Below are 13,126 nucleotides of genomic sequence, written 5' to 3'. Positions count from 1 at the left end.
GTGACCCGAGGAGGCCCCCGTGACCGTGCAGCTCACCCCGTACCTGGCGTTCCGCTCCGAGGCGAGGGAGGCGTTCGACTTCTACGCTTCCGTCTTCGGCGGCAGCCCCACCTTCAGCACCTTCGGCGAGTTCGGCGTCGGCACCCCCGACGAGGCCGAGAAGGTCATGCACGCCCAGCTGGCCACGCCGTCGGGCCTGCTGCTGATGGGGGCGGACCGCCCCGACTCGTACCCGCTCGAGGAGGCGAGCAGCGTGTCGCTCTCGCTCTTCGGCGGACCCGACGACGCCGAGGCGCTGACCGGATGGTTCGACGCGCTCGCCGAGGGCGGCACCGTGCACGAGGCCCTGTCGCAGGCGCCGTGGGGTGACTCGTTCGGCATGCTCGACGACCGCTTCGGCCAGCACTGGATGGTCAACGTCGGCGGCGCCGCGGCCTGAGCCGGCGCCGCGGCCTGAGTCGGCGCCGCGGCCTGAGCCGGGGCACGCCCGACGGACGAGGAGGCGCGGTGGCGGTCGCCAGGGTCGCCCCATCTCAGTCGCGTCCGAGCCGACCGATCACGCTCTCGTCGAGTCGGGCGAGCAGGTCGGCCACGTCGTCGTAGACCTCCTCGGCCCCCGCCTCGACCAGCTCCGCACGGGAGAAGCCGCCGCTCAGCACGCCGATGCAGGTCACGCCCGCCCGGTGCGCGGCCTCGACGTCCCACACGGCGTCGCCGACCATGACGGCGCGTTCGGCCGGCACGTCCGCCTTGTCGAGGGCGACCTCGACGATGCCCGGGTCGGGTTTCGCGGTCTCGACGTCCTCGCTCGAGGTGACGGCCCAGAGGGCGTCCTCGACGTCGAGCAGGTCGCGCAGCGCCTTCAGCTCCTCCTCGGGCGCGCTCGTGGCGAGCACGACGCCGTGCCCCCGGCGAGCGAGCTCGGCGAGCAGGTCGGTCGCCCGCCCGAAGACGTGCAGGTCGCCCCGCTCGCCGAGGTGTTCGGCGTAATGGCGTGAGTGCGCGTCCTTGGCGTCGTCGAGGAGGCGCGTGGCGGCGTCCTTCCCGACCAGCCCCTCGACCAGCAGGGACGAGTCCTTGCCGATCGACCGGTGGATGCGCCAGCTGTCGACGGGGTGGCCGACGTCGGTGAAGGCCCGCGACCAGGCGTCGACGTGCGCGAAGTTCGAGTCCACCAGGGTGCCGTCGATGTCGAAGAGGACGGCGGTGGACGGAGGGGAGGACGTGGGGGAGGTCATCCCGCCACCCTGCCCCCGAACGAGCGAAGGTGCACGGACTGCACGAGATCGGCCCGGATCAAGACGACACCTGTTGCTCATGGGTCCCTGCGGGCGTACGTTCGCAGACGGGCTCGTCGACGAGCCCGACCGGCCCCGACGGTCGGCCCACGAACGAGGAAGGCACGCACCATGGCACGGTTCAGCGACAAGACGGCACTCGTCACCGGCGGAGGCAGCGGCATCGGCGCCGCGATCTCGCGCTCCCTGGCGGCCGAGGGGGCATCGGTGGTCGTCACCGACATCAAGCTCGACGCGGCCCAGGGCGTCGTCGACCAGATCGTCGCCGCGGGTGGCGCGGCCGTGGCGTTCGAGCAGAACACCGCGAAGCCCGAGCAGTCCGAGGCGGCCGTCGAGTTCGCGAAGACGACCTACGGTGCCCTCCACCTCGCGGTCAACAACGCGGGCATCGGCGCCCCCGCCGCCGACATCGGCGAGTACGACATCGCCGCCTGGGACCGCGTCCGCTCGGTCGACCTCGACGGCGTCTTCTACGGCCTGCGCTACCAGCTGCCCGCGATGGTCGAGGCGGGCGGCGGGTCGATCGTCAACATGAGCTCGGTGCTCGGCTCGGTCGGCATCGCCCAGAACGCCGCCTACGTCGCGAGCAAGCACGCCCTGGTCGGCCTGACCAAGGTCGCCGCGCTCGAGTACTCGAAGCGCGGCGTCCGCACCAACGCGGTCGGCCCCGGCTTCATCGACACGCCCCTCGTCCGCGCCTCGCTCGAGGGCGACGCGCTCTCGTACCTCGAGTCGCAGCACGCGACCGGTCGCCTCGGGACCGACGCCGAGGTCTCGGCGCTCGTCCTCTTCCTGCTGAGCGACGAGGCGTCGTTCGTCACGGGCAGCTACCACCTCGTCGACGGCGGCTACTCGGCGCACTGACGACGGTCCCTCAGGAGGCGCGGTGCGGGGAGTCCTGCGCCGCGCCTCCGCTGCCGGTCCGCTTCAGCCCGGCTTCAGCGCGCTCCCGCCATGATGGGCACGACGCGCACCCGGCGCGACCGAGGGAGGCCCCGTGCGCGTGCTCGTCGTCGAGGACCAGGCGACCCTGGCCGAGGGTCTGCGGCTCGGGCTCGAGGCCGAGGGGATCGCGGCCGACGTCGCGGCGACCGGCACCGACGGGCTCTGGCGGACCCGTGAGGGCAGCTACGACGTGGTCGTCCTCGACATCATGCTGCCCGGCATGAGCGGCTACGCCGTGTGCCGGGCGATGCGCGAGGGAGGCGACTGGACCCCCGTCATCATGTTGACCGCCAAGGACGGCGAGTGGGACCAGGTCGAGGCCCTCGACACCGGCGCCGACGACTACCTCACCAAGCCGTTCTCGTTCGCCGTGTTGCTCGCCCGGCTGCGCGCCCTGGTCCGCCGTGGCGCCCGCGAACGACCGGTCGTGCTCGAGGCCGGCGACCTCCGCGTCGACCCCGCCTCGCGGACCGTCCACCGTGGCGACGTTGAGGTCGAACTCACGAGCCGCGAGTTCGCGGTGCTCGAGTTCCTCATGCGTCACGCCGGCAGCGTCGTGACCAAGCGCGAGGTGCTCGACGGGGTCTGGAACGACGACTTCGAGGGCGACCCCAACATCGTCGAGGTGTACGTGCGTCACCTGCGCAACAAGGTCGACCGGCCGTTCGGCCGAGAAGCCATCGTCACGCTCCGGGGGGCGGGTTACCGTCTGGAGGCGCGGGGTGGCTGAGCGGGCCCCTCGCCGCCCGGCTCCCGGGCACGGGCCGTCCGCCGGCACCGGGCCGCGTCGGGTGAGACGGGCGTCGCTGCGGTCGCGCATCACCGTGGCCGCCGTGCTCGCCGTGGCGCTGACCCTCGGGGTGTTCGCCCTCGTCTTCGCGCTCGTGCAACAGGCCGTGCTCGCCGACGCCCCGCGCCAGGCCGCCTCGGCCGACGTGGACCGCGCCGTGTCGGCCCTCGCGATCGGTTCGACGCCGAGCGTGGCCGTCGCGGGCGAGACGGACGGGTCCCTGGTCGTCGTGACCGACGCGTCCGGGCGCGTGCTCGCCGTGGGAGGCGACGACGACCTCGCCGACGTCGCCTCGTCGATCGCCTCGTCCGGTTCGGGGGACCGGGTCTCGCTCGACGGCGACGAGTTCGTCGTCGAACGTGAGGACGTCGGTGTCGAGAGCACCGCGACGCCGACACCGGCCGCGTCGACGCCGACCCCGACGCCGACCCCCACGGGTGACGACGACGACGACGACGACGCCGACGCCGACTCCGGGTCGGGCGGCTCGCGCTCCGACGACGGCGAGGCGGACGACGACGCCACGTCCTCCACCGACGACGCCACCCCCGTCCCCGCCCGGGTCGTCACGACCGGGTACGGCGTCGTGGCCGCGCGCTCCCTCGAGGAGGCGAGCGCCGCCTCCTCGGCCAGTCTCGTCACGCTCGGCGTGGCGATCCCGGTGGCCCTGCTCGTGCTCGGCGTCACCACGTGGCTCGTCGTGGGCCGTGCCCTGCGCCCGGTCGAGTCGATGCGCCGCGAGGTCGACACGGTCACGGCCCAGAGCCTGTCGCACCGGTTGCCCGACCCGGGCGGCGGCGACGAGATCGCCCGCCTCGCCCGCACGCTGAACGGCATGCTCGACCGGCTCGACTCGTCGGCGACGGCCCAGCGGCGCTTCGTCGGCGACGCCTCGCACGAGCTGAAGACGCCGCTCGCCACCATCCGGCAGCACGCCGAGGTCGCGCTGCTGCACCCCGGCAGCATCGACGGTGCGGCCCTGGCCGGCACCGTGCTCGGCGAGGAGGCGCGGTTGACGGCGCTCGTGCAGGGCCTGTTGGTCCTCGCCAGGGCGGACGAGGGCGCCCTGGGGGTGACGCGCCGCCCGGTCGACCTCGACGACCTCGTGGTGTCGGAGACCGCCCGCCTGCGCGGCGTCGCCCGTCCCGACGGTCGGGAGCCCCTCGCCGTCGACGCCACGGCCGTCGGCCCGGCTCGCGTCGACGGCGACGAGGGGCTGCTCTGCCAGGTCGTGCACAACCTCGTCGCGAACGCGGCCCGGCACGCCGACGCCCGCGTCGCCGTGGCCCTCGTCGAGCGCGACGGAGGCGTGGTCCTCACCGTGGACGACGACGGCGCCGGGGTGGCCGAGGCGGACCGCGAGCGGGTGTTCGGCCGGTTCGTGCGCCTCGACGAGGCCCGCGCCCGCGACGCGGGCGGAAGCGGACTGGGGCTCGCCATCGTGCGCGAGATCGTCCGGGTCCACGGAGGCGCGGTGTCGGCCACGGCCTCGCCTCTCGGAGGTGCCCGGTTCGTGGTCCACCTTCCCGCCGGTCCCGCCTGACCCGAGCGCCCCCCCGGGTGGTCGGCGGGTTCCCGTCCTGCCGGGCGGGTGCGCGCCGACCCGCCGAGGGGCACGTGGACCCGCCCACTCCGGTGACGCGATCCGCGCCTCCTGAACGGATCTTCAGGTCGCTTCAGGACCGCTTCAGTGCCCTCTCGCGAGAGTGGGGTCCATCAGCTCGAGAGAGCGACAGACCCGGCCGCCCGGCGGCCCCACGAACGGAGCGAACCATGCTGAAGAACACCCTCACCAAGAAGAAGTCCCTGCTGATCGCCGGCGGAATCGCGGGCGTCCTCGTGCTGGGCGGCGGCGGCGTGGCCCTCGCCTCGGACCTCGACGACGGCGTGTCCGCGCAGACCCGCGACCGGGCCCAGGAGGCGGCGCTCGCCGAGACCGGCGGCGGCACCGTGACCGAGGTCGACACCCTCGACGACGGACTCGTCGGCTACGAGGTCGAGGTCGTCCTGCCCGACGGTCGCGAGGCGACGGTGCTGCTCGACGGCGACCACTCCGTCACCTCGAGCCGCGTCGACGACGACTCGCGCGGGTCCGGCGCCACCCCGACGCCCGTCGCCGGCGACGACCGCGACGACGACTCGCTCGGGTCGGACGCCACCCCGACGCCCGCCGCGGGTCCGGGGCTCGACGACTCGGCCCGCGACGACTCGGCCCGTGACGACTCGGCCCGCGACGACGACCTGACCGGCGCGGACTACGACCGGGCCGCGGCCGCCGCCCTCGCCGCCGCCGGTGGGGGCACGGTGACCGACGCCGACCGCAGCGACGACACCGGCGTGGCCTACGAGGTCGACGTGCGCCTCGACGACGGCACCGAGGTCGACGTCGACCTCGACCAGGCGTTCGGCGTGGTGCGCACGGACGTCGACGCCCGCCGCTGACGGGACGGGGCCCGGCGGGCCCGGGCCGGCCCGGCCCGGCCCGCGGGGCCCCGTGATGGGAGACTGGCTCCGTGCCCACCTTCTCCGCCGCCCGAGGCGACTACGAGTTCACCGATGCCCACGGCGTGACCGTGCACTACTACGTCTGGAAGGCGGCGTCGCCCAAGGCCGTGGTGCAGCTCGCCCACGGCCTCGGCGAGTACGCCCTGCGCTACGAGGACCTCGCTCAGGACCTCGTGCGGGCCGGCTACACGGTCTACGCGAACGACCACCTCGGTCACGGCGAGACCGGCCTCGGCCAGTGGGGCGGTGACCACACGAAGCTCGGCCGCCTGGGACCGTCGGGGCTGCGCGGGGCCATGGAGGCGGTGGTCCGGATGACGGGCATCGCGCGCTCCGAGAACCCCGGCTCGCCGCTCGTGCTGCTCGGGCACTCGTGGGGCTCGTTGATGGCGCAGAAGCTCGTCGACGAGGGGTCCGACCGGTTCGACGCCGTCGTGCTGAGCGGCACGGCCTACCGCATGCCCGGCAGCATGAACGCGGGCGACCTGAACGCCCGGCACGCCCACCTCGGCGACACCGGCTACGAGTGGCTCAGCCGGGACCAGGCCGTGGTCGACGCCATGGCGGCCGACCCCCTGTCGGTGCAGGCGACGGCCCGACAGCTGTTCGGCACGGCCGACACGCTCCGGCTGATGGGTCGCCCCTCGACCCGGCTCGCGAGCGACCTCCCCGTGCTCGTCCTCGTCGGCGACGACGACCCGCTCGGCGGCGAGGCCAGCGCCCGCAAGCTCGCCGACGCGTACGTCAACCGCAGCAGGCTCAGCGACGTCGAGCTCGTGGTCTACCAGGGCGCCCGGCACGAGGTGTTCCGCGAGACCAACCGCGACGAGGTCGTCGCCGACCTGGTGCGGTGGCTCGACGACCGCGTGGGGCACCAGGCATAGGCTGCGACCATGCACGGTGAGTACAAGGTCCCAGGCGGAAAGCTCGTGGTCGTCGACCTCGACGTCAGAGAGGGGCGCATCGCCGGGTTCCGTCTCGCCGGTGACTTCTTCCTCGAGCCCGACACGGCGCTCGACGCCGTCGACCGGGCGGTGAACGGCCTGCCGGTCGAGTCCGACGCGGCGACGATCGCGGCGACGATCAAGCAGGGGCTGCCGGCCGACGCGGTGCTGCTCGGCTTCTCGCCCGAGGCGATCGCCGTGGCGATCCGCCGCAGCCTCTCGAAGGCGACCGACTGGCGCGACTACGACTGGCAGATCATCCACGACGCCCCGGTGTCGCCCAACGTGCACCTCGCCCTCGACCAGGTGCTCACCGAAGAGGTCGGAGCGGGCCGCCGCGGGCCCACGCTCCGCTTCTGGGAGTGGGACCAGCCCGCCGTGGTCATCGGCAGCTTCCAGTCGTTGAAGAACGAGGTCGACCTCGACGCCGCCTCGACCCACGGCTTCGAGGTCGTGCGCCGCATCAGCGGCGGCGGTGCGATGTTCATGGACGCCCAGTCGATCGTGACCTACTCGCTCTACGCTCCGGGCGAGCTCGTGCAGGGCATGAGCTTCGCCGACTCGTACGCGTACCTCGACGAGTGGGTCATCACGGCGCTCAAGTCGCTCGGCATCGACGCCTTCTACCAACCGCTCAACGACATCACCAGCGCCAAGGGCAAGATCGGCGGGGCCGCGCAGAAACGCCTGGGCAACGGGGCCCTGCTGCACCACGCCACGATGTCGTACGACATGGACGGCGACAAGATGGTCAAGGTCCTGCGCATTGGCCGCGAGAAGATGAGCGACAAGGGCACCACCAGCGCCGCCAAGCGTGTCGATCCCCTCCGGAGCCAGACGGGATTGTCCCGCGCCGAGATCATCGAGCGGCTCAAGCAGACCTTCACCGGCCTCTACGGGGCGACCGAAGGCCACGTCACCGAGTCCGAGCTCGAGAAGGCCGAGCAGCTCGTCACCTCGAAGTTCGCGACGCCCGAGTGGCTGGCGCGCGTGCCCTGAGCACGTGAGGGGCGCCGTCGAGGCGACCCGCGCCTCCTGCCGGGGGTACGGCTCGGCGGTCTCGCCGTGGTCGCCTCGGCGGCCGCACCGCGGTCAGCGGTCGAGCAGCTCGCGGTAGTCGACGTGGTCCTCGACGAAGTCGACCACGAACGGGCAGAGCGGCACGACGCGCAGGTCGGTGTTCGCGCGCACGTCGTCGAGGGCGCCCTGGACGAGCCGGGCCCCGAGGCCGGCGGATCGTCGGCTGGGGTCGATCTCGGTGTGGGTGAAGCGGATCTCGTGGCCGGCGACGTCGTAGGCGGCGAAGCCGATCGTCTCGCCGTCCTCGACGAGGGCGTACTGGTTCTGGGTGGGGCGGTTCTCTACCTCGGTGGTCATCCCGACACGCTACGCGCCCCGGGCCGGGAGTCGGGCGCGTGTCGGTGCCCGCCAGGCAGCAGAATGGTCGGATGCCCCTCGACTGGACCACCGCCTCCCCGAGCCTCGTGGTCCACGGTGACGCCCTCGACGTCACGGCGCAGCTGCCCGACGGCGGGTTCACGATCGTCTACCTCGACCCCCCGTTCAACACCGGGCGGCAGCAGCGTCGCCGGTCGACGACGTCCGTGCGCAGCGCCGAGGACTCGACCACCTCGGTGGCGGGCTTCAAGGGCGTGCGGTACGAGCGCATCCGGGGCGACCTGATGGGCTATGACGACCGCTTCGAGGACTACTGGTCGTTCCTCGAACCTCGTCTGGCCGAGGCCTGGCGGCTGCTCGCCCCCGACGGCACCCTCTACCTTCACCTGGACTACCGCGAGGCGCACTACGCGAAGGTGCTGCTCGACGCCCTGTTCGGGCGGGACTGCTTCCTGAACGAGATCATCTGGGCCTACGACTACGGCGCCAAGAGCCGCACCCGGTGGCCGACCAAGCACGACACGATCCTGGTCTACGTCAAAGACCCCACGATGTACCACTTCGACTCGACGAGCGTCGACCGCGAGCCGTACATGGCCCCGGGGCTCGTCACGCCCGAGAAGGTCGCCCGGGGCAAGCTGCCGACCGACGTGTGGTGGCACACCATCGTGTCGCCGACCGGTCGCGAGAAGACCGGCTACCCGACGCAGAAGCCCGAGGGCGTCCTGCGTCGCATCGTGCAGGCCTCGAGCCGCGAAGGCGACTGGGTGCTCGACTTCTTCGCCGGCAGCGGCACCACCGGGGCGGTGGCGGATGCCCTCGGTCGTCGTTACCTGCTCGTCGACAGCAACGAGGAGGCGGTGGCCGTCATGCGCAGACGGCTCCCGTCGGCGCAGGTCGAGTCGGTCTGACGGCGTGCAGGTCGGCGGCCGAGACGGCCGTCGTGACCGACCCGCGGACGAACGACACGAGTTGCTCGTGGGTCAGACCCTGCATCTGCTGGGCGGAGAAGCCCGACGGGCACGTCATCGCACGACGCCGAGCGCGAGGAGCAGGGCGGCGACGAGGCTGACGCTCGCGCCGGTGGCAGCCGTGGCGATGACGGCCAGCGTTCGCTGGCGGGCGGTGTCGCGCACCTCGGAGAAGGTGCTGCGGGCGGTGGTGCGGTCGCTGCGAGCGACGTCGATCGTGGTCATGTTCGGCTCGTCTCTGGCACCCCTGCGATGCCTGGCGGAACGGTGGAACTTCGGACGGTCACGACACCGCCGTGAATCGGTGTCGTGCGGTCAGACTGTCACGTCGATGGTTAGTCGATCTAGTCAGTTCACCAGTTGTTCGCTCAACGGCTAGGACGCATGGTGGCCCGTGCCCGTGCCCGTGCCCGTGCCCGTGCCCGCGCCCGCACCCGCGCCCGCGCCCGTGCCCGCCCGGTCGGCCGGATCGCCGTCGACGTGGTGGTCGTCGATCTCGATCGCTGCCGTCATGCGCTGCAGGAAGCCCACGACCACGGCCGCCTCGTCGGCGTCGAGCGACTCGGCCGTCGAGATCATGCGGGCGTGCATGGCCGCCATGGTGTCGCGCACCTCGGTGTTCGAGTCGCCCGTGGCGGTCAGCAGGACCCCGCGCTTGTCGGACGGGTGGGGGTGGCGCAGCATGTGCCCGCTCGCGACGAGGCGGTTGATCAACACCGACGTCGACGCCGAGGTGATCTTCAGCTGGGCGGCCAGTTCTTTCGCGCTGACGGGGTCGCCGAGCCGCTGGGCCCGGAGCAGGAACCGCAGGGCGGCGAGGTCGGTGTCGTTCATCTTCATCGACTTGCGGGTGCGGGCCCGCATCGCGACCTCGGCGGCACGGTAGGCGCGGAGGGTGTTCAACACCGTGACGCCGCGCTCTTCGGTGCTGCTGCTGTACCAATAGCCGGACGCGTCGAAGGGCGCGGCGGTGGCGTGCTGATCGGGCATGAGGGGGAGTCTAGCCCCGTCGCTAGTCCGTCTAGCAAAAAGTCACCGCTGACCAGGTTTTTCTCGTTGTCAACCCCTGTGCTGCGGCTCGTGGCCGTCCTAGGCTCGACATGTCCGCCTCGAGTGGGCAGAGGCGTCCCGCCGTGTCGACCAGAGCTTCACGCAGGGAATCGATTCGGTGGGGCGTCCCATGACGGAGAAAGGCCGCACACCCCGTGGGTGTGCGGCCTTCGGTCGTCTCGCCTCCCGCGTGAGCTTCACGGGCAGGGAACGCCGGACGCGGGACGAACCGTTCGGCACCGAAGCGCCGTCGAGGGAACGCTACCCGACACTTGCCGTGTCGCGACACCAGCTCGAGCGGATCGGGTGCCGGGCGAACGTCGCGCCGGGCACCCGATCAGCGCCGAGACGAGGTGTCGCCGCGCCGTTCTTCCGTGGGCACGACGTCGATCGAACCCGTGTCGGGGGCGACCAGCGAACCGGTCTGCGCGGCGGCGGCCTGCGCCGCGAGTGCGGCGTCGGCGGCCACGGCGGCCCGCGCGTCGTCGGCTGCCTCGTCGATGGCCGACTTCTGGCGCAGCGGCGTGGCCTTGAGGAAGAAGCTCAGCACGAAGGCCACGAGCACCACCACCAGGGCGACCCAGAAGACCGTCACGGCCGCGTTCGCGAAGCCGTCGAGGAACGGCGCGGCGAGACGGCGGTCGGCCGTGTTGAGGAACGACGTGTTGCCGTCGAGTGCGCCGCCGACCTGCGACGTGTCGCCGCCTCCGGCCGCTTGGTAGAGCTTGAGGATCGCGGCGTTCGCCGGGTCGCTCAGCACCGACTGGTCGGCGAGGGCGGCCTGGGCACGGCCCTGCAGGCTCGAGTCGGCGAACGCGGCCGCGATCGTCTGGGGGATGCGGCTGAAGAGCACGGAGAACAGCACGGCCGTGCCGAGCGTCCCGCCGATCTGTCGGAAGAACGTCGACGCCGACGTGGCCACGCCGATGTCGCGGGCCCCGACCGAGTTCTGCGAGGCGATGGTCAGGGTCTGCATCAGCTGTCCGAGTCCCAGGCCGACCAACAGCATGCCGATCATCATGAACCAGTACGGCTTGTCGAACGAGAGGTTCGTGAACCAGAAGAACCCGGCCGCCATGAACGCCGTACCCGTGATCGGGAAGATCTTGTACTTGCCCGTCCGTGAGATGAGCTGGCCGGCGACGATCGACGAGATCATCAGGCCGGCGATCATCGGCAGCATCTGGAAGCCGCTCTCGGTCGGGGTCGCCCCGTTCACGAGCTGCAGGTACAGCGGAACCGTCAGCAGGGCGCCGAACATGCCGAACCCGACGAGCACGCCGAGCACGGTCGCCATCGAGAAGGTGGGGTTGCGGAACAGCTTGAGCGGGATGAGTGCATCGTCGCCCATCGATCGCTCGATCACGACGAACGCGACGATGCCGACGGCCCCGATCACGTAGCAGGCGAAGGCCCCGGGCGAGCTCCAGCCCCAGGTGCGGCCCTGCTCGGCCACCAGCAGCAGCGGCACGGCGGCCACGATGACGGCGGCGGCGCCGAACCAGTCGATGCGCACGTTCTCGCGACGCTTCTGGCCCGGGATGTGCAGGAACCGCACGACGATGAACAGCGCCACGATGCCGATCGGCACGTTGATCAGGAACACCCAGCGCCAGCCGGTGACGAAGAGGATCTGGTCGGCTCCGGCGAAGAGCCCGCCGACGAGCGGGCCGATGACGCTCGAGATGCCGAACACGGCCAGGAAGTAGCCCTGGTACTTCGCGCGCTCACGCGGGGCCAGGATGTCGCCCATGATCGTCAGCGGCAGGGCCATGAGGCCGCCGGCGCCCATGCCCTGGATCGCCCGGAAGATGGCGAGCTGGTACATGCTCTCGGAGAAGCCGGCCGCGACGGACCCCAGCAAGAAGATCGTGATGGCGATCAGGAAGAGCGGTCGCCTGCCGAAGATGTCGCTGAGCTTGCCGTAGATCGGCGTCGAGATGGTCGACACGATCAGGTAGGCGGTGGTCACCCAGGCCTGCAGGCTGAGCCCGTCGAGGTCGTCCGCGATCGTCCGCATCGAGGTGCCGACGATCGTCTGGTCGAGGGCCGAGAGGAACATGCCGGCCATCAGGCCGAAGATGACGTACAAGATCTGGCGGTGGGTCATCAGGCCCTGGCGCTCGGCGGGGGCCGTGGTCGTGGGTGCGGAGGCGGCGCTCGACATGGTGTCTCTTCTGTCTGGAAGGGGGAGGCGCGACGAGGAATTGCGCAGTACGCAAAGTTACTTCACGGGCAAGCATCCGACAACAAGAGGAATCGTCCGTCCCTGTCGGTCCGCTGCTCGTGACTAGGCTCGACGCGATGTCACGCCGCCCCTCCCTGCCGCACCCCGCGGCCACCGTCCTGGCCGTCGTCCTCTCGGCCGGCCTGCTGGCCGCGTGCTCGGGGGGAGCGCCCGAGCCGAGCCCGAGCACGTCGGCCGCGACCGTCTCGCCGGCGCTCACCCCCACCCCGACCCCGACCGAGGAGGCGCCTCCCACGTCCCCCACGACACCCGCGTTCGACAAGGCGGCCCGGTCGGTCGACGACCCCGCCAGCCTCTGGGTCGTCAGCGACAAGCTGCGCGCGCTCGACCCGGTCGACTACGTCCCCGGCGACCTCGTCACGCCCGACGTGGCGCACCAGAACCCGCCGACCCTCCGCGCCGAGGCCGCCGCCGCGGTCGTCGAGATGTTCCGGGCGGGCCAGGCCGAGGGGGCCGGGGCGTTCCAGGTGCAGAGTGCCTACCGCTCGTACGACACCCAGGTGAGCGTCTACGCCGGCTGGGTCCAGCGTCTCGGGCAGGCACAGGCCGATGCACAGAGCGCCCGTCCGGGTTTCAGCGAGCACCAGACCGGGCTCGCCCTCGACATCAGCCCCGTGCCGCTCCGTTGCGCGTTGCAGGCCTGCTTCGGGGACACACCGCAGGGGCAGTGGCTCGCGGCCAACGCGTGGCGCTTCGGGTTCTTGCTGCGCTACCCGGCCGACAAGGTCGCCGTGACCGGCTTCACCTTCGAGCCGTGGCATTTCCGGTACGTGGGCGTGCCCCTCGCCACCGAGATGCACGACACGGGCGTCACCACGCTCGAGGAGTTCTTCGGCCTACCGGCCGCCCCCGACTACGCGGGCTGAGCCTGCCGCCCGGCCGTCGCCGTGTGCCCGCCGCGCGGCCCCGCGAACCGCGCGACGGGCGTGTTCGTCGGACGAGGGCGATCGACGTCGCCCGTCCGTCACGAACACGCC

At 71.9% G+C, this 13,126-nt stretch carries 14 protein-coding genes; 9 read left to right on the top strand and 5 right to left on the bottom strand.

The features are described from left to right. Positions 1 to 19: 19 nt before the first annotated feature. Positions 20 to 439, top strand: a complete 420-nt coding sequence (locus HQQ78_RS07430) for a VOC family protein (RefSeq protein ID WP_173151915.1) — start codon at positions 20 to 22, stop codon at positions 437 to 439. 94 nt (positions 440 to 533) lie between these two features. Here the strand turns inward: HQQ78_RS07430 and HQQ78_RS07425 are convergent, their stop codons facing one another. After that, a complete protein-coding gene (locus HQQ78_RS07425; RefSeq protein WP_173151914.1) occupies positions 534 to 1,238 on the bottom strand; it encodes an HAD family hydrolase in 705 nt (234 codons plus the stop codon). Positions 1,239 to 1,409: 171 nt separating this feature from the next. Between HQQ78_RS07425 and HQQ78_RS07420 the strand changes: the two genes are divergently transcribed. From HQQ78_RS07420 to HQQ78_RS07395, 6 genes are all read left to right on the top strand, one after another. Then, positions 1,410 to 2,162, top strand: coding sequence for an SDR family NAD(P)-dependent oxidoreductase (locus HQQ78_RS07420; RefSeq protein WP_173151913.1), 753 nt, complete (start codon positions 1,410 to 1,412; stop codon positions 2,160 to 2,162). Between the two features lie 133 nt (positions 2,163 to 2,295). After that, complete coding sequence (locus HQQ78_RS07415; RefSeq protein WP_173151912.1) at positions 2,296 to 2,973, top strand: response regulator transcription factor; 678 nt, start codon at positions 2,296 to 2,298, stop codon at positions 2,971 to 2,973. Then, positions 2,966 to 4,576: an ATP-binding protein gene (locus HQQ78_RS15845; protein ID WP_371740394.1), complete on the top strand. Its 1,611-nt coding sequence runs from the start codon at positions 2,966 to 2,968 to the stop codon at positions 4,574 to 4,576. The genes HQQ78_RS07415 and HQQ78_RS15845 overlap by 8 nt, the downstream gene beginning before the upstream one ends. Before the next feature lie 230 nt (positions 4,577 to 4,806). Then, complete coding sequence (locus tag HQQ78_RS07405) at positions 4,807 to 5,475, top strand: PepSY domain-containing protein (protein WP_173151911.1); 669 nt, start codon at positions 4,807 to 4,809, stop codon at positions 5,473 to 5,475. 71 nt (positions 5,476 to 5,546) lie between these two features. After that, positions 5,547 to 6,422 carry an alpha/beta fold hydrolase gene (locus HQQ78_RS07400; protein WP_173151910.1) on the top strand — a complete coding sequence of 292 codons (876 nt, stop codon included), beginning with the start codon at positions 5,547 to 5,549 and terminating at the stop codon, positions 6,420 to 6,422. 9 nt (positions 6,423 to 6,431) lie between these two features. Beyond that, positions 6,432 to 7,481 (top strand): biotin/lipoate A/B protein ligase family protein, encoded by a 1,050-nt coding sequence (locus tag HQQ78_RS07395; RefSeq protein WP_173151909.1) that lies wholly within the window; start codon positions 6,432 to 6,434, stop codon positions 7,479 to 7,481. 93 nt (positions 7,482 to 7,574) lie between these two features. Here the strand turns inward: HQQ78_RS07395 and HQQ78_RS07390 are convergent, their stop codons facing one another. Further along, the gene (locus HQQ78_RS07390) at positions 7,575 to 7,859 is read right to left on the bottom strand and encodes a GNAT family N-acetyltransferase (RefSeq protein ID WP_123571960.1); all 285 of its coding nucleotides are present in this window, start codon (positions 7,857 to 7,859) and stop codon (positions 7,575 to 7,577) included. Between the two features lie 71 nt (positions 7,860 to 7,930). Between HQQ78_RS07390 and HQQ78_RS07385 the strand changes: the two genes are divergently transcribed. Beyond that, a complete protein-coding gene (locus HQQ78_RS07385; protein ID WP_173151907.1) occupies positions 7,931 to 8,791 on the top strand; it encodes a site-specific DNA-methyltransferase in 861 nt (286 codons plus the stop codon). Between the two features lie 114 nt (positions 8,792 to 8,905). On the opposite strand, the gene HQQ78_RS07380 is transcribed toward HQQ78_RS07385, so the two are convergent. The 3 genes from HQQ78_RS07380 to HQQ78_RS07370 form a co-directional block, all read right to left on the bottom strand. Beyond that, positions 8,906 to 9,076 carry a hypothetical protein gene (locus HQQ78_RS07380; protein WP_157485415.1) on the bottom strand — a complete coding sequence of 57 codons (171 nt, stop codon included), beginning with the start codon at positions 9,074 to 9,076 and terminating at the stop codon, positions 8,906 to 8,908. A gap of 150 nt (positions 9,077 to 9,226) precedes the next feature. Continuing rightward, on the bottom strand, positions 9,227 to 9,841 hold the full coding sequence (locus HQQ78_RS07375) for a MarR family winged helix-turn-helix transcriptional regulator (protein WP_173151905.1): 615 nt from the start codon (positions 9,839 to 9,841) through the stop codon (positions 9,227 to 9,229). A gap of 397 nt (positions 9,842 to 10,238) precedes the next feature. Further along, positions 10,239 to 12,068, bottom strand: coding sequence for an MDR family MFS transporter (locus HQQ78_RS07370; protein ID WP_254065012.1), 1,830 nt, complete (start codon positions 12,066 to 12,068; stop codon positions 10,239 to 10,241). A gap of 137 nt (positions 12,069 to 12,205) precedes the next feature. Here HQQ78_RS07370 and HQQ78_RS07365 point away from each other — a divergent pair, with 137 nt between their 5' ends. Continuing rightward, positions 12,206 to 13,015 carry a M15 family metallopeptidase gene (locus tag HQQ78_RS07365; protein ID WP_173151903.1) on the top strand — a complete coding sequence of 270 codons (810 nt, stop codon included), beginning with the start codon at positions 12,206 to 12,208 and terminating at the stop codon, positions 13,013 to 13,015. Positions 13,016 to 13,126 lie beyond the last annotated feature (111 nt).

Source organism: Frigoribacterium sp. VKM Ac-2859, from assembly GCF_013204925.1.
Classification (GTDB): Bacteria; Actinomycetota; Actinomycetes; order Actinomycetales; family Microbacteriaceae; genus Frigoribacterium.
This window is presented reverse-complemented; position numbering and strand designations above follow the sequence as displayed.

Excerpts from the sequence above, each read along its gene's own strand:
- HQQ78_RS07380 (WP_157485415.1), bottom strand. The coding sequence starts at position 9,076 with ATGACCACGATCGACGTCGCTCGCAGCGACCGCACCACCGCCCGCAGC.
- HQQ78_RS07385 (WP_173151907.1), top strand. The coding sequence starts at position 7,931 with ATGCCCCTCGACTGGACCACCGCCTCCCCGAGCCTCGTGGTCCACGGT.
- HQQ78_RS07425 (WP_173151914.1), bottom strand. The coding sequence starts at position 1,238 with ATGACCTCCCCCACGTCCTCCCCTCCGTCCACCGCCGTCCTCTTCGAC.
- HQQ78_RS07390 (WP_123571960.1), bottom strand. The coding sequence starts at position 7,859 with ATGACCACCGAGGTAGAGAACCGCCCCACCCAGAACCAGTACGCCCTC.
- HQQ78_RS07375 (WP_173151905.1), bottom strand. The coding sequence starts at position 9,841 with ATGCCCGATCAGCACGCCACCGCCGCGCCCTTCGACGCGTCCGGCTAT.
- HQQ78_RS07405 (WP_173151911.1), top strand. The coding sequence starts at position 4,807 with ATGCTGAAGAACACCCTCACCAAGAAGAAGTCCCTGCTGATCGCCGGC.
- HQQ78_RS07420 (WP_173151913.1), top strand. The coding sequence starts at position 1,410 with ATGGCACGGTTCAGCGACAAGACGGCACTCGTCACCGGCGGAGGCAGC.
- HQQ78_RS07370 (WP_254065012.1), bottom strand. The coding sequence starts at position 12,068 with ATGTCGAGCGCCGCCTCCGCACCCACGACCACGGCCCCCGCCGAGCGC.
- HQQ78_RS07395 (WP_173151909.1), top strand. The coding sequence starts at position 6,432 with ATGCACGGTGAGTACAAGGTCCCAGGCGGAAAGCTCGTGGTCGTCGAC.
- HQQ78_RS07365 (WP_173151903.1), top strand. The coding sequence starts at position 12,206 with ATGTCACGCCGCCCCTCCCTGCCGCACCCCGCGGCCACCGTCCTGGCC.